This window comes from Advenella sp. S44, from assembly GCF_002810445.1.
Lineage (GTDB): Bacteria > Pseudomonadota > Gammaproteobacteria > Burkholderiales > Burkholderiaceae_B > Advenella.
This window is the reverse complement of the sequence record NZ_NEXS01000003.1, coordinates 1522939-1541802: the sequence shown is the minus strand read 5'-3', so window position 1 is coordinate 1541802 and position 18864 is coordinate 1522939. Positions and strand designations below refer to the sequence as shown.

General features: G+C 54.5%; 17 protein-coding genes. 4 read left to right on the top strand and 13 right to left on the bottom strand.

The annotated features are described in order from the left end of the window. Positions 1–95: 95 nt before the first annotated feature. The 11 genes from lpxD to rpsB all read right to left on the bottom strand — a co-directional run bounded on the left by lpxD (position 96) and on the right by rpsB (position 12011). Positions 96–1187: a UDP-3-O-(3-hydroxymyristoyl)glucosamine N-acyltransferase gene (lpxD, locus tag CAP48_RS11130; protein WP_192871326.1), complete on the bottom strand. Its 1092-nt coding sequence runs from the start codon at positions 1185–1187 to the stop codon at positions 96–98. Then, a complete protein-coding gene (locus CAP48_RS11125; protein WP_192871309.1) occupies positions 1184–1801 on the bottom strand; it encodes an OmpH family outer membrane protein in 618 nt (205 codons plus the stop codon). The genes lpxD and CAP48_RS11125 overlap by 4 nt, the downstream gene beginning before the upstream one ends. 119 nt (positions 1802–1920) lie before the next feature. Beyond that, positions 1921–4290: an outer membrane protein assembly factor BamA gene (gene bamA / locus CAP48_RS11120; protein ID WP_100696459.1), complete on the bottom strand. Its 2370-nt coding sequence runs from the start codon at positions 4288–4290 to the stop codon at positions 1921–1923. Positions 4291–4402: 112 nt separating this feature from the next. Continuing rightward, entirely contained in the window at positions 4403–5737 is a 1335-nt protein-coding gene (rseP, locus tag CAP48_RS11115; protein ID WP_100696457.1) for an RIP metalloprotease RseP, read from the bottom strand. A 5-nt stretch (positions 5738–5742) separates the two neighbouring features. Beyond that, entirely contained in the window at positions 5743–6915 is a 1173-nt protein-coding gene (dxr, locus tag CAP48_RS11110) for a 1-deoxy-D-xylulose-5-phosphate reductoisomerase (RefSeq protein ID WP_100696455.1), read from the bottom strand. A 40-nt stretch (positions 6916–6955) separates the two neighbouring features. Next, positions 6956–7879 carry a phosphatidate cytidylyltransferase gene (locus CAP48_RS11105; RefSeq protein ID WP_161495240.1) on the bottom strand — a complete coding sequence of 308 codons (924 nt, stop codon included), beginning with the start codon at positions 7877–7879 and terminating at the stop codon, positions 6956–6958. A gap of 10 nt (positions 7880–7889) precedes the next feature. Next, positions 7890–8657 carry an isoprenyl transferase gene (locus CAP48_RS11100; protein WP_100696451.1) on the bottom strand — a complete coding sequence of 256 codons (768 nt, stop codon included), beginning with the start codon at positions 8655–8657 and terminating at the stop codon, positions 7890–7892. Positions 8658–8708: 51 nt separating this feature from the next. Beyond that, the gene (gene frr / locus CAP48_RS11095; RefSeq protein ID WP_100696449.1) at positions 8709–9269 is read right to left on the bottom strand and encodes a ribosome recycling factor; all 561 of its coding nucleotides are present in this window, start codon (positions 9267–9269) and stop codon (positions 8709–8711) included. Between the two features lie 10 nt (positions 9270–9279). Beyond that, complete coding sequence (gene pyrH / locus CAP48_RS11090; protein WP_100696447.1) at positions 9280–9993, bottom strand: UMP kinase; 714 nt, start codon at positions 9991–9993, stop codon at positions 9280–9282. A gap of 200 nt (positions 9994–10193) precedes the next feature. Beyond that, positions 10194–11069 (bottom strand): translation elongation factor Ts, encoded by an 876-nt coding sequence (gene tsf, locus CAP48_RS11085; protein ID WP_100696445.1) that lies wholly within the window; start codon positions 11067–11069, stop codon positions 10194–10196. A gap of 192 nt (positions 11070–11261) precedes the next feature. After that, entirely contained in the window at positions 11262–12011 is a 750-nt protein-coding gene (gene rpsB / locus CAP48_RS11080; RefSeq protein ID WP_100696443.1) for a 30S ribosomal protein S2, read from the bottom strand. Between the two features lie 313 nt (positions 12012–12324). On the opposite strand from rpsB, the gene map reads away from it, so the two are divergent. Genes map through CAP48_RS11060 form a run of 4 tightly spaced genes read left to right on the top strand, consistent with a single transcriptional unit; the run spans position 12325 to position 16974 of the window. Continuing rightward, positions 12325–13128 (top strand): type I methionyl aminopeptidase, encoded by an 804-nt coding sequence (gene map / locus CAP48_RS11075; protein ID WP_100696441.1) that lies wholly within the window; start codon positions 12325–12327, stop codon positions 13126–13128. Positions 13129–13165: 37 nt separating this feature from the next. After that, positions 13166–15769: a [protein-PII] uridylyltransferase gene (locus tag CAP48_RS11070; protein WP_100696439.1), complete on the top strand. Its 2604-nt coding sequence runs from the start codon at positions 13166–13168 to the stop codon at positions 15767–15769. A 6-nt stretch (positions 15770–15775) separates the two neighbouring features. Then, the gene (locus CAP48_RS11065) at positions 15776–16489 is read left to right on the top strand and encodes a MarC family protein (RefSeq protein ID WP_100696437.1); all 714 of its coding nucleotides are present in this window, start codon (positions 15776–15778) and stop codon (positions 16487–16489) included. After that, positions 16486–16974, top strand: coding sequence for a disulfide bond formation protein B (locus CAP48_RS11060; protein ID WP_100696435.1), 489 nt, complete (start codon positions 16486–16488; stop codon positions 16972–16974). Before CAP48_RS11065 ends, CAP48_RS11060 begins: the two co-directional genes overlap by 4 nt. 19 nt (positions 16975–16993) lie before the next feature. Here CAP48_RS11060 and CAP48_RS11055 read toward each other — a convergent pair whose 3' ends face one another. Both CAP48_RS11055 and CAP48_RS11050 read right to left on the bottom strand, forming a co-directional pair. Continuing rightward, entirely contained in the window at positions 16994–18220 is a 1227-nt protein-coding gene (locus CAP48_RS11055) for a multidrug effflux MFS transporter (RefSeq protein ID WP_100696433.1), read from the bottom strand. Next, positions 18213–18662, bottom strand: a complete 450-nt coding sequence (locus tag CAP48_RS11050; protein ID WP_242444403.1) for a MarR family winged helix-turn-helix transcriptional regulator — start codon at positions 18660–18662, stop codon at positions 18213–18215. Before CAP48_RS11050 ends, CAP48_RS11055 begins: the two co-directional genes overlap by 8 nt. Positions 18663–18864: the final 202 nt, after the last annotated feature.

The window sequence follows — 18864 nt, the reverse complement described above, 5'->3', positions numbered from 1 at the left end:
ATAATCCTGTAAATGAAAATGGTTTGGTTATTGGAATGGGGATATTTTAGACAATTTCGCCCGGAAATAGCGATCCTTCGGCTGCCAGCGGGATATTATGCCTTTTTGAGGTCACGAATCCGGCGGCGTAATTGCGCAAGCTGCATCAGCACGGCTGCATTTTTTTGCCAGACGGCATGTTCGGCAAGGGGAAACACACCGGTATAGCGTCCGGGCTTGGAGACATCGGAGATAACGGCCGTGCCTCCGGAAATATGCACATCGTCGGCCAGTTTGATATGGCCTGAAATCATGGCAGCACCTGCAATGGTGCAGCGGCTGCCAATGGTCGTGGAGCCGGCCACGCCAGCGCATCCGGCCATGGCCGTATGATCGCCGATTTGCACGTTGTGCCCGATCATGATCAGGTTATCCAGTTTCACACCGTTGCCGATCACGGTATCGTCAAGTGCACCGCGATCAACCGTAGTATTGGCGCCAATTTCCACGTCATTGCCCAGTTTTACACCACCAAACTGAACAATTTTGGACCAACCGCCGGGTGCATGGGTGGCATCTGGCGCAAACCCGAAGCCGTCGGCGCCGAGCACCGCGCCGCTATGGATAATGCATCGCTGGCCCATACGGACGTTGGCATATAGGGTCACGCGGGCATGCAGCACGCTGTCGGCGCCGATCTGGCAATCACGGGCAATGACGCAAGCAGGCCCAATGGTGGCGCCGTCGTCAATGTGCACATTTTCTTCGATCACCACATGCGGGCCGATTGAAACATTCTTGCCAATGCGAGCACTTTCATGGATGACGGCAGCAGGATGGACCGTGCGCGACAGCCCCGCCAGGCGCTGCTTCTCAAACCATTGGCTTAGGCGCGAATATAGTAGGTAGGGATTTTCGCAGCACACCACCAGGAACGGTGTTTGCGATGGGAGGTGCTCCAGCGCCCGGGCAGGCAGCATGACGGCTGCGGCTTTTGTGGTCGCCAGTTGTTCGAAGAACTTGGGATTGGAAAGAAAGCTGATGGACTGCGCGCTGGCATTTGACAAGGACGCAATGCCGGTTATCACCGGCATTGCCATTCCCTGTGGATTTTTTATTTCCCACTCCAGACCCTGTGTATCGGCTGCGTCAAGCAGGCGGTCCAGCGTAACCGCATGAACAGTCTCAGGATCCTGCGCCATGCTTATTTACCGTTGTCGAGGACTTTGATGACTGTGTCGGTAATATCAATACGTGGGCTGACAGTTACCGCGTCCTGTACGATCAGGTCGTAATTCTCTTTTTCGGCAATGTTCTTAATCGCGGCATTTGCCTTTTCAACAATTCCGGAAAAGGCTTCATTGCGACGACGATTGAAATCTTCCTGAAACTCGCGACGCTTGCGTTGCAGATCTGTATCCAGGTCGGACAGTTCCCGCTGAGCCTTGGTACGGTCTGAGTCGGACATGACGGGTGCATTCTTGTCAAAATTCTCGTATTTGGTACGCAACGTGCTGGCCAGCTTCTGAAGTTCTGTATCGCGTTTCTTGAATTCGCCTTCGATCTTGACCTGGGCGTCTTTTGCGGGCGCAGAATCACGCAGAATTTTTTCGGTATTGACGAAACCGATCTTGATATTGGATACCGGAGCGCTTTCAGAGGTGGCTGATGCAGACGAGGCATTGGCCGGTTTTTTGTCTGCAGCTTTGCCGGCAGTTTGTGCAAATGCAACAGAAGATGCAGAAACGCCGAGCACAGTAGCCACAAGCAACTGGTTAATTGTGCGTTTGTTGAACTTCGTATGTGCCAAGCTAAAACTCATATACGTTAACCTTCAGAGAAAAAATTGATTATAGCGTTAAAAAGCAGGCAATGACGCCTGCCACCCCTTTGGGGCAATCGCAGACGTGTTACAGCAGACTACTTACGATGACCAATGAATCAAAACGAGGTACCAATCTGGAACTGGAATTTCTGCTTGTTGTCACCGGGTTTGGGACGAATCGGATGTGCATAGGAAATTTCCAGCGGACCCAGCGGTGACTGCCAAGACAGCCCTACCCCAGCCGAATAGCGCCAGCCGCAAGGATCTTCAACCAAACCGCCTTCGTCGGCGTTACCGATAGTGCAACTTGCCTTGCCTGTTGTTCCCACCTTACCAGCATCGGCAAAGACAAACCAGCGTAATGTGCGGTCATTATGGGTGCCGGGGAACGGAAGATATAACTGTACGTTACCGACAACGCGTGTAGAACCGCCCAGGTAGTCTCCGGATACAGGATCGCGCGCGCCAAGGGAGGCACCCTCATAGCCGCGCACAGAACCGATACCGCCGGCATAGATGTTTTTGATCACAGGGAATGGCTTGTCTTTGGACAGTGAGCGGCCATAATCGGCGCTCAGGTTGAACGCCAGTGTGTAATCTTTGCCCAAGGGCATATAGTATTGCTGCTGAGCGCTGAACATATAGTATTTCAAATCGCCCACGCCCAGTGTTCCCTGGACCGAACTCAGATAGCCACGCGTTGGCGCCAGCGCATTGTCGCGGGTATCCTTTTTCCAGCCCAAATTGAGCATCAGCACATTGGTGGACTCACCATAATCGTCCACAAAATCACGATACGCCTTGGGAATGAGATAACCTGAATTTTCGCTCGGCAGCTTGATTTTGCTGTTCTCGAACGTCGCACCCATGATAATTCGGTCATTTTCCGAAATGGGCACACCAAAATTCATGCCCAGACCAATGGTGCGCGTGCGGTAGGAGTCCTCGTCCTGCTCAACGTTATAGTTCAGCGGCGTCTCGGTACGATAATAGAGCGAAGTCGTGCGGCTGATACCGCTTGTTGTCCAGTATGGATCGGTGTGCGTCAGGCTGATATTACGGTAGCGCTTGCTGGTGTTGACCTGCAAGCCCAGATCGGTTCCCGAACCGAAAATGTTCTCCTGGCTGATGCCGGCAGTAAAAGACAGTTTGTCTGTCGTGCCATAGCCCACGCCAAGGTTGATCAGGCCCGTTGGTTTTTCCTTGACGTCCACGTTCACATCGACCTGGTCGTCTGTGCCGGCCACAGGCATTTGCGTGACGTCGACACTGTTGAAGTAACCCAGGCGATTGACGCGGTCCTTGGACTGCGACAGGCGGTTTTCATCGTACCACCCGGCTTCTTGCTGACGCATTTCACGACGGATCACTTCGTCTCGCGTGCGCACGTTGCCGCCAATATTGATACGGTTTACATACACGCGGCGGCCCGGATCGACAAAAAAGGTCAGATCGGCTTCCTGGGTTTCCTTATCGGGTACTGGATTGGCATTGACGTTGGCGAACGCATAACCGAGTCCGCCCAGATAGCTTTTGATGGCGTCTGTGGTTTTCTGCGCGCGCTCTTCACTGTAGATCTCACCCGGCTTGGGTTCAATGAGGGCCTGCAATTCGTTGTTCAAGCCCATCAGGTTGCCCGCCAGCTGCACTTTGCGCAGTTTATAAGGCTTACCTTCGTTCACAGTCAGGTTGATGGATATGTCTTCACGATCAGGCGTGATGTTCACCTGTGGCGAATCCATGGAAAAATCCAGATAGCCGCGATCCATATAGTATTTGCGAATGGCTTCGGTATCCTTGTCCAGTTTTTCACGCGAGTATTTATCCGAACCGGTATACCAGGTCATGTATCCTGGCGTGGTCATATCCATTTGATCGCGCAATGTGCCTTCAGAAAAAGCCTCGTTGCCTACAAAATGAATATCCCGAATGCGTGAAATGCTGCTTTCCTGGACGGTGAAACTGATGCCGACGCGGTTATTGGGCAACGGCGTAATGGCCGAATTGACTTCGGTGCCGTAATGTCCCTTTGAAACATATTGCGCCTTGATCTCGTTTCTGGCGCGCTCAAGCAGCGCTTCATCGTAGGCTCTGCCTGCACCAAAGCCGACGCCGGCAAGGGTTTCGGTAATGGTTTTGCTGTCGAACGCCTTCATTCCGTCAAAAGTGACTGAGGTGATAACCGGGCGTTCTACCACGTTCACATAAACGATATTGTTACGCGTGGAAATATCCACGTCATTGAACAGGCCTGTGGCATAAAGCCGTTTGACCGAGTCTGTGGCCTGCTCTTCAGTAAATTGCTTGCCGACGCGGGCAGGAACGTAATTGAACAGGGTAGCTGGGTCGGTGCTGCGCAATCCTTTTACCTGAATATCCTGCACCACGAAGGGCGCAAATGCAAAAGATGCCTGCGGAAGAATGAGCATCGCAATCAGAGCCGGGATTGCTTTCTTTTTCATTGAACTAAGCTGTCTCAAAGACATTCGGACTTTCCTTGTGGATTCGGATATGCATAAGCGCTAAATTGTATGCCAGAACACAGCGACTTGTCAGCAATTTTCCTTGTATGTTAATACGTTAGCAGTCTTGCCGGCATTATCCGGCAATTCTCATGACATCATTGAGAAAGGCCAACACCATCAACGCCAGCAGCAGCATATAACCAAATGCCAGCCCTTTCTCCTGCACAAATGCGGGCAAGGGTCTGCCACGCACGATTTCAAAAAACGCAAACAGCATCTGGCCGCCATCCAGACCCGGTATGGGAATCAGGTTAAGAACCCCGATGCTGATGGTGATCAGCGCGATGAATTCGATAAAGCGCTCCAGCCCCAGGCTGGCCGATTTGCCGGCGTAGTCGGCGATCGTGACCGGTCCGCTGATATTTTTCCAGGACACCTGGCCCATCACCATTTTGCTCAGCATTTTCACCGAGAACCAGGCAGTATCGAAGGTTCTCGTGGTGGCCAGTCCGACGCTATCCACCAGGCCATGCCGCACAAATATCATCGGATAGTCTGAATGTAGCGCAACGCCGATTTTACCTTGTGGGGCGCCGTCGGGGCCTTCGATCGGACGAGGAGTCACATTGAGCGTGACCCGCTGGCCATCGCGCAGCACAACCAACGGCACGGCCTGGCCTGCATTATTCTGGATTTGTTCGATAAACGCGCGCGCATCCAGGTCTGTGCGTGCGCCGGCCTGCACGATGACATCGCCCTGCCGGATGCCTGCCGCTTCGCCGGCGCCACCGGCAATGATCTGCGCCGCCGTTGGCGGTGGCGCATCAATATCCAGTCCGTTCAGCCGCGCCAGATTTACGCCTTCCAGATCCCGAGGGGCTGACTGCAACGCAATTGTCACCTCGCGATCACGATCATTCGGGTCACGCAATTGCAATCTGACGGTTTGCCCCAGCACCATGGGTTCGAGCAACTGCTGCTGGAACTGCGTCCACGAGTGTACCTGCCTGCCATCAAGCCCGATCACCCGGTCGCCCTTTTTGATGCCTGCGATCTGAGCAGGCGTGCCCTTGTCCGGCGCAGCCAGAATTGCCTGCGGCACATTGTTGCCGGCCATATAGATTGCGGAATAAATCAGAATTCCCAATAACAGACTGAAGGCCGGGCCCGCGGCAAATATCAACATGCGCTGCCACGGCGATTTTTCGCTCATGGCTCCCCTGCCCCGCGATGCCATCACGCCGGCCTCAGGCTCGGCCAGAGGTTTGACGTAACCGCCAAGCGGCAATGCGGACACGACCCACTCTGTCCCACGACGATCGCGCCGGCGCAATAGCACTTTGCCAAAGCCCAGTGAAAAACGCTCGACATGGACCCCGCAGAGCCGCGCAGCGAGATAGTGTCCCAGCTCGTGGAAAACGACGACGATACTGATCGTGACAATGAAAAAAACAATACTGGAGAGCATAATATTCAGACCGCCGCCGGTAAAAAGGCTCCGGCACGTTCGCGTATCAGCGCGTCGAGCTGGAATACATCATCAATATGACTGATTGGAGTGGACTGCCCGCTTTGCCAGTCCAGGGCGCGATTGATCACATGTGAAATTTGGGTAAAACGCAAGCGACCCTGCAAAAATTGCGCCACGGCAACCTCATTGGCAGCGTTCAGAGCGATGCACTCGGGCTGGCCTGCCTTCAAGGCGTCAAACGCGAGCTTCAAACAGGGGAATCGCCCGACATCGGGAAGCGAGAAATTCAGTTGCTGCAGCTTGCACAGGTCAAAAGCGGGCGTATTGCTTTCTATGCGCTCAGGATACCCCATCGCGTAAGAGATGGGAATGCGCATATCGGTATTGCCCAACTGGGCCAGGAGCGACCCATCGATAAACTCAACCATGGAATGGACCGTGCTTTCAGGGTGAATGATCACGTCGATTTTATCGGGCGCCAGGCCAAATAGGAAATGCGCTTCAATGACCTCCAGGCCCTTGTTGAGCATCGTTGCCGAATCAACCGAAATTTTCTGACCCATACTCCAGTTAGGATGTCGGCAAGCCTGCTCGGGCGTCACTTGATCGAGCTCTCCGATAGCTGTATCGCGGAATGGACCGCCAGATGCCGTCAGAATGAGACGCTGGATTTGCTGCTTTTCCCGCCCATTCTGCAGGCACTGGAAAATAGCGTTATGTTCGCTGTCAACGGGCAGCAATTGCGCATCATGGGTCTGCACAGTGTGCATAAAAAGCGAGCCAGCGGCAACCAGCGCCTCCTTGTTGGCCAGCAGGATGCGTTTGCCGGCCTGCGCGGCTTCAAAGGCCGAGGCTAGACCGGCAATGCCGACAATTGCCGCCACCACACAATCGGTCTGCGGGTCCCTGGCCGTTTCACACAAGCCACGCTGACCCATTCTGATCTCGGGCAGCGGCTGGTGCGCGGGCCAATGCTGGCGAAACGAATCGACCGCCTGCACATCAGGAACAATAACCACTTCGGCCGCAAACGCCAGCGCAAGTTGCGCCAATTTCTGCATGCGTCGCTGTGCACTGAGCGCATACACGCGGAATCGGTCTGGATGCCGGCGCACAATATCCAGGGTACTGTTACCTATCGAGCCGGTTGCTCCGAAAATCGTAATACTCTGCATGGACTTTCTTTTCCGGAAGGAGTGTGAGGCGCAAGCGCCGTTAATGAAAATGCCGGATCAACATCCACAAGGCCAGAACCAAAGGTGTTACCGAGAGAATCGAGTCGAACCTGTCCCAGACGCCGCCGTGCCCCGGCAGCAGATGGCTTGAGTCCTTGACACCGGCACGACGCTTGATAAGAGACTCATACAAATCGCCGACCACTGAATATGTCCCCAGCAGAGCCCCGACCAGGAGTACAAGAACATCAGGAAAATACTGGCGGATAAACCCGGCGAAACTGCCATCAATATACATGGTCACCCCCATCCAGATGACCGCGGCAGCCAAACCGCAAAGCGCACCCGAACGGGTTTTCCCCGGACTGATAGCCGCAGCCAGCTTGGCGCCGCCGAAATGCCTTCCGCCGAAGTAAGCGAACGTGTCGGCGCACCAGATGACACCGAGAAAAGAAAATATAAACCAGACGCCATATGTCTGATGCATCATGGACAGGCCAAGCGCGCTGGCGGCGACCACGACGATTCCCGCCATACTCCCACCGATGCTGACGGGGGATGTCTGAGTATTGGCGCGGTGAAGAATCAGTGGGACGATGACCGTCCAGAACAACACCCCAAGGCCGGCCAGGACTGCAGCTACCGCGGTAAGCCATCCGGCCCACCCCGCCAACTCAACCCCTGTCCCGTCCAGCGCCCCGCCGCTGGCGGCGGAAACGATAGAATCGGTGGAGGCGATGGAATCATCAAAGCCGGCCACCGCCGCCCAGGCCGCGATAATGAAATAGATAGCGGCAATAACACGGGATTGAGCCGGACAAGCCGTCAGGCGCAGCCATTCCCATAGCGCAACCGCGCTGGCAACAGCCATAAAAACGCGAAAGTAGACAGGGGCAGAAAAAACACTGACCAGCAGCAGGACGATCAACAACACGACCGCAGTAATGATGCGCTGCACTAACATGCGCTCTCCTTCAGGCGGACGGGGTGGCATCCGAAATTTGCGCGCTGGTTCGGCCGAATCGGCGTTCACGCCCACGATACCACTCAATGGCCCGATCCATATCCCTGGCGCCGAAATCGGGCCAGTAACAATCGGTAAAATATAATTCGGTGTAAGCCAGCTGCCAGATAAGAAAATTGGATATGCGGCTTTCACCGCCGGTGCGAATAAAAAGATCCGGCTCGGGGGCCCAATTCATGCACAGATACTGGTGGATCATCTGTTCGGACACCTGCTCGGTATCCTGCGCCAGCTCCGGATGTGCGCTCAGGAGTTTGCGAAATGCTTGCAGGATGTCCCAACGACCACCGTAGTTGGCCGCAATGGTTAACGACAGCCCTGTGTTGTCTTGCGTAGTGACCTCGGCCTGACCAATCAGCTTCTGCAAATAAGGCTCGAACGGCGAGAGATCTCCGACCACGCGCAGCCGAACATTATTGCTGTTTAAGCGCGACACTTCTTTTTCCAGGGCCTGAACAAAAAGCTTCATCAATAGTGACACTTCTTCCTGAGGCCTGCGCCAGTTCTCGGAACTGAACGCAAACAGAGTCAGGTAATCAATGCCATTTGCGCCGCAATACTCCACAACCCGCCGCACTGCCTGCACGCCCTTGGCATGACCGGCCGTGCGCGGCATGAACCGCCGTGTCGCCCAGCGTCCGTTTCCATCCATGATGATCGCAATATGTCTGGGTATGCTGCCAGTCTCAGGGACGGAAATTGTGGAACTATGATTCATGAGTTGATCTATTCAGTTAAAAACAGTGCCGCGGTCTTATTGCCGGCACGATCAAACCGTCATGATTTCGGCTTCTTTCTGCGTAACCACTTTGTCGATTTCAGCAACAAAACGATCCGTCATTTTCTGGATGACATCCTGCGCGCGCCGGTCATCGTCTTCAGAAATTTCCTTGTCCTTGAGCAGTTTTTTGAAGCCGTCATTGGCGTCGCGACGCAAATTTCGCACGGCAACCTTGGCGTCCTCGCCTTCGTTTTTTACGACTTTGACCAGATCACGACGACGTTCCTCGGTCAGGGCCGGCATGGGAACGCGAATAGTCTCGCCCATGGAAACCGGATTGAGACCCAGGTCAGATTCGCGGATCGCCTTTTCGATAGGCCCTGCCATCTGTTTTTCCCAAGGCTGAACACTCAGGGTACGTGCGTCGACAACATTGACGGCCGCGACCTGGCTGACCGGAACGGCTGAACCGTAATAATCGACCGAAACGTGGTCAAGAATACCGGAGTGTGCCCGGCCTGTACGGATTTTGGACAGATTCGTTTTCAGGGAATCCAGAGATTTATTCATGCGGCTCTCGGCCGACTTCTGCAATTCAGATATACTCATTTCTTTCCTTTTATACGTGAACGAGCGTGCCTTCATCTTCACCGCAAACTGCGCGGGCAAGCGCGCCGGGCTTGTTGATAGAGAACACCTTGATAGGTAGTTTCTGGTCGCGACACAGCGCAAACGCGGTCGCATCCATGATTTCGAGACGGCGCGTGATGACCTCATCGAAGCTGATGCGAGAATAGCGCGTTGCGGTCGGATCTTTGTTCGGGTCAGCCGAATAGACGCCATCGACCTTGGTCGCTTTCAGAACGATTTCAGCGCCAATTTCTGCACCGCGCAATGCCGCCGCCGTGTCGGTCGTAAAAAACGGGTTGCCGGTGCCGGCAGCAAAAATAACGACTTTTTTCTCTTCCAGGTAGCGTAGCGCCTTGGGACGGATATAGGGTTCAATGACCTGATCAATATTGAGGGCCGACTGGACCCGAGTGACCACGCCGTGGCCCTTTAGCGCATCCTGCAATGCCAGTGCATTCATGACGGTGGCCATCATGCCCATATAGTCGGCAGTGGCGCGATCCATTCCTTGCGCACCGGGTGCGACGCCCCTGAAAATATTACCACCGCCGATCACGATGGCCAGCTCAACGCCCATGCGTGAAACTTCGGCGATTTCGCCTGTCATGCGATTAATGGTTGTGCGATTGATACCGTAGGCGTCGTCGCCCATTAATGCTTCACCCGAAAGTTTTAAAAGCACACGTTTGTATTTGCTGCTCATGGCCGAACTACCTTTGAAAATTGACACGCTATTGTAACCACTCTGGCTATGACATTTACGCAAAATCAAAAAGAATCCCCTTAAAAGGGGATTCTTTGGGCAGATGACCTCAAAGCGATCAGGGCATCTGTATTGCATGACTCGTTGATTGCCCGCTGCCCGCCACACATGGACGCGCAGCGCAGCAGCAAGAAACGGACTTAGTTGCCCGCAGCGGCAGCAGCCACTTCGGCGGCAAAGTCTGTCGATTTCTTTTCAATGCCCTCACCGACCACAAACAGTGAGAAACGATTGATGCTGCTTTTCTTCTCTTTGAGCATTTGCTCAACGCTTTGCTTGTCGTTTTTGACGAATGGCTGATTCATCAAGGTGACTTCCTTGAGGAACTTGGCTACAGAGCCTTCCACCATTTTGGCAACGATTTCTGCGGGTTTGCCGGACTCGGCTGCTTTTTGCTCGGCAACGGAACGCTCGGCATCGATATCTGCCGCAGCCACGCCCGACGCGTCCAGCGCCTTCGGTTTGGTGGCAGCAACGTGCATGGCCAGGTCTTTGCCAACGTCAGCCTCGCCCTGGAAGTCAACCAGAACACCGATACGGCCGCCGTGTACATAGCTGGCCAGCTGATCTTGGGTTTCGAAACGAGTGAAACGGCGAATCGCCATGTTTTCGCCCACTTTACCTACCAGCGCAGCGCGGGTGGTTTCAACTGTACCCTCGCCCATTGGTAGTTCTGCCAAGGCAGCTACGTCGGCAGGATTTTTCTCGGCGACCAGTTGGGCAACGCTATTGACAAAATTGATGAAATCTTCGTTTTTGGCTACAAAGTCTGTTTCGCAGTTGACTTCGATCACGGCGCCGGTTTTGGCGTCAGGCGCAATGTAAAGACCAATCAGGCCTTCGGCAGTCACGCGTGAAGCGGCCTTGCTGGCTTTGCTACCCAGTTTGACGCGCAAGATTTCTTCTGCACGCTCCATATCGCCACCTGCTTCGGAGAGGGCTTTTTTGCATTCCATCATGGGGGCGTCGGTTTTTTCCCGTAACTCTTTGACCATTGAGGCGGTAATCTCAGCCATGATAACTCCAGTTAAATTTAGTAAACGATCCTGCTGTGCAGGAAAGAGAAGTGACCCGGAACAGGCCCGTGCCACTTGAAATAGTGACAACAGCAGGCGCGGATGACACGATGACGGCAAGCCGCGCTGCTTGTATTGACGGATTTGACTAGCACGCCCATGACAGACGGGCGTGCTGTGCAGCAGTCATGCTTAGTTGCTTTCTGGCACTTCTTCGACGAACTCTTCTTCACCTTCGACAATGGTTTCAATCACGCCGTTCAGGTTTTGCTCACGACCTTCGAGCACAGCATCGGCCATGCCTTTTGCGTACAGCGCAATCGCCTTGGCAGAGTCATCGTTACCTGGAACAACATATTCAACACCATCCGGCGAGTGGTTGGTATCGACCACGGCAATGACCGGAATACCCAGTGTACGGGCTTCCTGAATGGCGATCTTGTGGTATCCGACGTCGATCACAAACAGCGCGTCGGGCAGTGTGTTCATGTCCTTGATGCCGCCGATGGATTTGTTCAGCTTGTCCATCTCACGATCAAACATGAGGCCTTCTTTCTTGCTCATGCGCTCTTTACTGCCGTCGGCAATGGCCGCTTCCATGTCTTTCAGGCGCTTGATGGATGTTTTGACCGTCTTGAAGTTGGTCATCATGCCACCCAGCCAGCGGCTGTCTACAAAAGGCATACCGCAACGTGCCGCTTCTTCGGCAACGATTTCACGGGCGGCGCGCTTTGTGCCAACAAACAGGATATTGCCGCCGCGCGATGCAATTTGACGTGCAAATTTCTGGGCTTCCAGGAAACTGGCTACGGTTTTTTCCAGATTGATAATATGGATTTTGTTACGATGACCAAAAATGTACTGAGACATTTTGGGGTTCCAGTAACGGGTTTGGTGACCAAAGTGCACACCAGCTTCTAGCATTTCACGCATTAATGACATGATTTATCACTCCAAAGGGTTAAGTTCCAGCACCGTTTTGATATTGATTTTGTTGTATATAATCAACACCCTAGGAAAAACGGCGCGCTATTAAAATAAATTGCACTAACTTTTTATGATTTCTTCCCGCCAGACGACCTGAGGTCAGACACAGACTTTTGCAGTAAGCTGCCATCGCCTTGTACACTGTCAAAAGCACCCGGTAACCACCATGTAACCACTCAGTAACCATGCGCTTTTACCAAAGATTCACCAAACAAATCCGGGAAAGCCTATAATTCTACTATTATTTCATTCATTTACTCAAGCAGTTATGGCCACACTCACAAATCAACAGGATATCGACGCCATGCGGGCGGCTTGCGCAGATGCAGCCCGGGTCCTGGATCACGTCGCTCCCTTTATCAAACCTGGCATCACTACCGGCGAAATCAACAAAATTTGCCACGATTTCATGACCGAGCTGGGTGTCGAGTCGGCCACCATCGGCTATCAGCCTCCCGGCTACCCGCCATTTACCGGCGCCGTCTGTACCTCGGTAAACCACGTTATCTGCCACGGAGTTCCGGGCGACAAGAAACTCAAATCGGGCGATGTGCTCAATATTGATGTCACCGTCATCAAGAATGGCTGGTTCGGCGATACCAGCCGCATGTTCTGTGTCGGGGCGCCATCCATACTTGCCCGCCGGCTGACCGACATCACTTACGAATGCATGTGGCTGGGCATCGAGCAGGTACGGCCCGGTGCCACCCTAGGCGACATCGGCCATGCCATTCAGAAACATGCGGAAGCTAACGGATTTTCCGTCGTACGGGAATATTGCGGACATGGCATTGGCCAGCGGTTCCATGAAGATCCCCAGGTTCTGCATTACGGCAAGCCCGGAGAAGGCCTAACCCTGGAACAGGGCATGGTATTTACCATCGAGCCCATGATCAATGCCGGTCGCCGTGAAACGCGCGTCCTGGCCGATCAATGGACGGTTGTGACCCGCGATCATAGTCTTTCGGCGCAGTGGGAACATACGCTGATCGTGACCGAAACCGGGTACGATGTACTGACGCGCTCGCCGGGCATGCCTCCGGCGCCCGCTTTCGTCAAGAACCTGTCCTGAAGACCCGTTCGTGACCCCTGCGGCCCAAAGTAATTCCATGAATACCGCCAGCCCTGCCATCGCGATCCGCAATCGCCTTCAAGAGCAGAAAACGCTGGCGCTGGAAAATTACAGACAGCACAGATCCCGTCCCGACTCCCTGCTGACCGCGCTCAGAAAGCATACTGATCAGGCAATGAAAGAGCTGGCTGCCAGTTTCCCGCTGCCTGCCGCAGCCACCCTGTGCGCCGTCGGCGGATATGGGCGCGGCGAATTATTTCCCTACTCGGACATTGACCTGCTGATCCTTTTGCAGCAGCCGCCCACCAATGATGAAAAAGCCTTGCTGGAGCGGTTCGTCTCCGCACTCTGGGACCTGGGCCTGGACATTGGTCACAGTGTTCGCACTATCGATGAATGCCTGGTCGAGAGCGCCGCCGACATTACCATTGAAACGGGATTGTTGGAGTTGCGCTATATTCTTGGCAACCGCAAGCTGGTTTCGACGCTGGACAAAAAGTTTCGCGAACAACTGAATCCGCAGGATTTTTTTCTGGCCAAGCAACTTGAATTGCAGCAGCGCTATGCTCGATACAACGAAACGCCCTATTCACTCGAACCGAACTGCAAGGAGTCTCCGGGGGGCTTGCGCGATCTGCAGACCATTCAATGGATCAGCCGTGCCGCCGGCTTGTCGGGCAAATGGCGCGATCTGGTCAGTCACGACATGATGACCCGTGATGAAGCGGCCAAATGCGCCAAGGCTGAACAGGCATTCAAGCGTCTGCGTATTGATCTGCATCTTCTTGCCGGTAAACGCGACGATCGCCTCATGTTCCATAACCAGCCGCTACTGGCCGAGGTCTATCGCATCAAGGCGACCGATACGCGCCGGCCGGGTGAAATTCTGATGCAGCGCTATTACTGGGCAGCCAGAATCGTGTATCTGATGAACCATATCATGATGCAAAGTTTCCGGGAGTATTTTTTCCCGGTCAGCGATTGCAGCGTTGCGATCGACGAAGACTTTTGCCGCGTTGGTCAGCAGCTTGACCTGGTTGCCGACGACGCATTCGAACGTAAACCACAATTGCTCCTCAAAGCGTTTCTGGTTTTACAACAGCATCCGGAAGTCAATGATATGTCGGCCAAACTGCAGCGCCAGATCTGGAGCTCGCGTCACCGGATTGATGCCCAGTTTCGCCGCAACCCGGTCAATAAATGGCTGTTTCTGCAGATTCTGCAGCAACCGACCGGCATTGTGCACAGTTTCAGGCGAATGACCATGCTCAGCATTCTCCCCCAATATATTCCGGTATTCCGGAAAATTGTGGGGCAAATGCAGCACGACCTGTTTCATGTTTATACGGTCGATCAGCATACCCTGATGGTCATTCGCAATATTCGCCGCTTTGCCATGCCGGAACATGCCCAGGAGTATCCGCTGGCCAGCCGGCTGATTGCCGACATGGACCAGCACTGGCTTCTCTATGTGGCCGCGCTGTTTCACGATATCGCCAAGGGACGTGGCGGCAACCACTCCAAACTGGGTGCGGCCGACGTACGTAAATTTGCCCGCGACCATAATCTGGATCCGGCAGACCGCGAGCTGGTTGAGTTTCTGGTCGAGCACCACCTGACTATGTCTTCTTTTGCACAGAAACGGGACCTGTCAGAACCGTCGGTCATCCAGGAGTTTGCCGATATCGTACGCACGGAACGCCGCCTGACCGCCCTTTATCTATTAACAGTTGCCGATATTCGCGGCACCAGCCCCAAGGTCTGGAACGCGTGGAAAGGCAAACTGCTTGAAGACCTGTACCATTACACCTTGACCGCGCTGGGAAGCAACGTGTTTGACCGACAGTCGGTACTGACGCAGCGCAAGAACGACGCCATCGCGCTGGTGCGCTTTTCCGGCATTAGTGACCAGGACCGAGACCGGTTCTGGAGTACGCTTGATGTGGCCTATTTTTTGCGGCACGAAGCCAGAGATATTGCCTGGCATACGCGTCTGCTGTATCGCATGCTGCCGCAAGTGGGTGCGCAAGTGCGGGCCCGGCCCACCGAAAATAACGAAGGCATTCAGGTCATGGTGTACACCTCTGATCGCCCTGACCTGTTCGAACAAATCTGTTCCTATTTCTATGAACAGCGCATTGATATTCTGGATGCGCGCATCCACACAACGCGCCAGGGCTATGCACTGGACAGTTTCGTGGTGGACAGCGCAGCCATCGACGCAGACATCCGCTCGAATGTGCCGCTGATTGAACACGGCTTGCGCAACCGGTTGAACGAGCCGCTGCCTGCGCAGAACGAACCATTAGCCCTCAAGAGCAACCGCTATGTCGTGGGGGCCAATGTTCGCCGCTCGCGCACGTTCCCGCTGGTGCCCCTGATTGAACTTTTGCCCGACGAAAACAGTCAATATTGGCGATTGTCAATTGCAGCGATGGACAGCCCTGGTATTCTTTATGCCCTTGCCAACACATTCAAGCGACATCAGATTAACCTGCAAATGGCCAAGGTCATGACGCTCGGCGATCGCGTCGAAGATATTTTCATTCTGGGCGGCAGCGCGCTGGATAATCCCCGCATCCAGATGCAATTCAAACGCGATTTGCTGACCGCGATCAACAACCTGACTGCCCAGAAATAGATAACCATGAGCATCAATGAATATATCCTGATTTTCAGTCGCAGTTTTCTGTTTGTCCTGGCGACCCTGCTGCCTATCGTAAACCCGCCAGCAGTCGCGCCCATCTTCCTGACCATGACCGAAGGGGCCAGTGCCTCGACCCGCAAGCTGCTCGCCAAACGTATATCCGTCAATGTTTTTGTGATGCTCACCTTGGCTGCCCTTTTCGGCAATATGGTATTGAGTTTTTTCGGTCTCTCGCTGCCCATTGTCCGTGTCGGTGGCGGCCTGCTGGTCGTGGCCAGTGCCTGGCAACTGGTCAACGCCAAAGATCCTGATACCAATGCCCATGAAAAACTGGTGGAAAATTATTCACAGGAAAAAGTCAAATCCAGCGCCTTTTACCCGCTCACCTTTCCCATCGCCTGCGGACCGGGCAGTATCTCTGCAGCCATTACCGTGGGCGCGTCTTTCGATTTTATCAGCGCAGGCGCCGGCGTCATGAGCGTGAGCGCCATGATCCTGGCTGTAATCAGCGTCAGCGCTATCCTGTTTTTTTGCCTGCGCTTTGCCGCGCGCTTTCTTGCTCGTCTTGGCACCTCGGGCACCGCCGTATTTATGCGGCTGTCCGCTTTCATTCTACTGTGTATCGGCGTGCAGATCATCTGGGACGGTGCGCATGAACTAATCATGAGCCTGTTTGCCGATATTTATTCAACCTACTCCAGAACCACGTTATGACCCAGTCTCGCCTCAATCTTATTGCCCTGCTTAGCCTGCTTGCATTGGCTGTTGCGCTTGTGAGCCAACATGTTTTCGATATGCCGCCTTGCGCATGGTGTGTCTTGCAACGCCTCATCCTGCTGCTTATCGCTGGCGTGTGCCTGCTGGCCAACCTCATGCCAGGCGCCGGAAAGCGCATCATGGCCTTGTTGTCGTTGGTTCTGTCCATTGCCGGCATTGTCGCGGCGTGGTATCAGCATACTGTTGCGGCGCAAATGGTGTCGTGCGACCGGACCTTTGCGGATATTTTCATGTCCCGAACCACGGGACTCGATGGCCTGGCACCCTGGCTTTTCGGCATTTATGCGACCTGCATGGACGCCAAAGTCATCGTGTTTGGCGTTGAGTATGTCCTATGGGCCTTGCTGTTGTTTATCGCCCTGCTGCTCGTCAGTTGCTACGCTCTGTTTGGCAGCAGGGGCCGCTCGCTGCGCAATTCCTAGCCCTTTCGGATTGTTTTGCTCAATGATGCCCCGCCGACGCATCAGACGCCAGTACGTTGTGCGCCAGACGCCGGTCCTGCTTAAGCCCGAACCATAGTCCTGCCTGGCCGAGGATGGCAGTACAGGCAAGCACCATAAACGCCGTCAATGCGGGATCGTCGCCGAGTGCGACCAGCGACGTACAGATGGCGCCGACTGACATCTGTGTAAAACCGTAAAGACCCGCTGCGGATCCCACTAAATGGTGATCCACATTCAGGCCTTTGGTCAGCGCCGCCGGACTGGCAATACCTGCGCCTACCGTAAACAAAAACATCAGCGCGGTAACGCTGGCAATATGCAGCTGGCCGGCCAGCGCACACGTCACCAACACCAGGGCTGCAACTACGCTAAGCGCATTGCCGCCGATCAGCAGCCGTTCAAGCGAATAGCGGCCGATCAGCTGCCGGGTTGCGGCGTTACCGACGGACAACCCGACAATCAGCAGCGCCAGATAGATGCCTACCTCCTGCGCTGGCCGGTGCAAATCGCGGGTAATAATAAAGGGCGCAGCCGCGATAAAGGAATAGATGGCCGTTGTGGCGCAGCCACCGCCAAAAGCGTAAGCCAGAAACGAAGGCGAGCTCAACAGCGATTTATAATCCGATGCCAGCGCTGCCGGGCTGACCTTGCCGGTTGAAGCACTGGTCTCGGGCATCAGGCGCCAGGTGGCGGTCAGGGTAATGAGGCCCAACAGAACCAGCGCATAGAAAACCGATCGCCAGCCAAACTGTAAGGCCAGAAACGATCCCAATAATGGCGCCATCCCGGGCCCTGCCATCATGATCAAATTGAGCAACGCCTGGTCCTTGACTGCTGTGTTCCCTTGCGCTGTGTCGCGGACGATGGCTCTTCCCAGCGCCAGACCGGCACAACCGCCCAAGGCCTGGAACAGTCGCGCCAGCACCAGCGTGGATTCATTTTGCGATAACGCTGCAGCCGCCCCTGCCAGCACGTAGATCGCCAAACCGGCAATAAGCAGTGGCCGCCGCCCGAACCCATCCGATAGCGGGCCGTAAATCAACTGCCCAAAAGCCAGGCCGAGAATATACAAACTGATGGTCATCTGCATGGCGCTGGTGCTGGCTTGAAGATCCGCCGCCGCGTCCGGCATGGCCGGCACAAACATGTGCATGGCCAACGTGCCGCTTAGTGTTACCAGGACCAGCAGCCACAATGGCGCACGTATGGCGATTTTTTCAGGCATGAGAGTCTGTGCCTTGTGCGTCGCTCCATAGCGCACCATCGTGCGACTCCAGCGTGACCAGCAATTGCTGCAACACCGATCCGGCCACCTGCAGTTGGGCGTCATCGACATCACGAAACAAACGTCGCCTGCCCGCTTGCACGACACGCTCAACGCTGGAGACCGTTTGCTGGCCGGCATCTGTCAGATGAATCCGTTTCTCACGGCGATCAGTCCCTTCCAGCCGCTGGATATAGCCCGCCGTTTGCAGACCGTCAAGCAGTCGCACCACCGAAGAGCTATCCAGTCCCATCAGACTGGCCAGATCTTTCTGGCGCAGTGGCTGCGCTGCCCTCGCGATATACAGGAGCGGCAGCCAGGTCGCCTCGGTCAGCCCCATGGGTTGCAGCCGACGGTCCAGTGCCTTGCGCCACTGGCGGTTAAGTTGACTTGATAGAGACAAAAATGTTCGCGCGAAATCGATCTGTGCGGCTTGGTTTAATTGAGACGGAAGCGATTTCGTGGAATCTGTCTTTGCCCGTCTATTGGACTGAGACAGCAGATTTCGTGGGGAATCGGGCATGATCGTTTTATTTGGTTTAGACATAAATGACTTCTCAATAGATGATATGTCAATTATATTCCCGAAAAAGCCTCGCGCCAAC

Excerpts from the sequence above, each read along its gene's own strand:
- CAP48_RS11125 (WP_192871309.1), bottom strand. The coding sequence starts at position 1,801 with ATGAGTTTTAGCTTGGCACATACGAAGTTCAACAAACGCACAATTAAC.
- bamA (WP_100696459.1), bottom strand. The coding sequence starts at position 4,290 with ATGTCTTTGAGACAGCTTAGTTCAATGAAAAAGAAAGCAATCCCGGCT.
- rseP (WP_100696457.1), bottom strand. The coding sequence starts at position 5,737 with ATGCTCTCCAGTATTGTTTTTTTCATTGTCACGATCAGTATCGTCGTC.
- dxr (WP_100696455.1), bottom strand. The coding sequence starts at position 6,915 with ATGCAGAGTATTACGATTTTCGGAGCAACCGGCTCGATAGGTAACAGT.
- CAP48_RS11105 (WP_161495240.1), bottom strand. The coding sequence starts at position 7,879 with ATGTTAGTGCAGCGCATCATTACTGCGGTCGTGTTGTTGATCGTCCTG.
- CAP48_RS11100 (WP_100696451.1), bottom strand. The coding sequence starts at position 8,657 with ATGAATCATAGTTCCACAATTTCCGTCCCTGAGACTGGCAGCATACCC.
- frr (WP_100696449.1), bottom strand. The coding sequence starts at position 9,269 with ATGAGTATATCTGAATTGCAGAAGTCGGCCGAGAGCCGCATGAATAAA.
- pyrH (WP_100696447.1), bottom strand. The coding sequence starts at position 9,993 with ATGAGCAGCAAATACAAACGTGTGCTTTTAAAACTTTCGGGTGAAGCA.
- tsf (WP_100696445.1), bottom strand. The coding sequence starts at position 11,069 with ATGGCTGAGATTACCGCCTCAATGGTCAAAGAGTTACGGGAAAAAACC.
- rpsB (WP_100696443.1), bottom strand. The coding sequence starts at position 12,011 with ATGTCATTAATGCGTGAAATGCTAGAAGCTGGTGTGCACTTTGGTCAC.
- map (WP_100696441.1), top strand. The coding sequence starts at position 12,325 with ATGGCCACACTCACAAATCAACAGGATATCGACGCCATGCGGGCGGCT.
- CAP48_RS11070 (WP_100696439.1), top strand. The coding sequence starts at position 13,166 with ATGAATACCGCCAGCCCTGCCATCGCGATCCGCAATCGCCTTCAAGAG.
- CAP48_RS11065 (WP_100696437.1), top strand. The coding sequence starts at position 15,776 with ATGAGCATCAATGAATATATCCTGATTTTCAGTCGCAGTTTTCTGTTT.
- CAP48_RS11060 (WP_100696435.1), top strand. The coding sequence starts at position 16,486 with ATGACCCAGTCTCGCCTCAATCTTATTGCCCTGCTTAGCCTGCTTGCA.
- CAP48_RS11055 (WP_100696433.1), bottom strand. The coding sequence starts at position 18,220 with ATGCCTGAAAAAATCGCCATACGTGCGCCATTGTGGCTGCTGGTCCTG.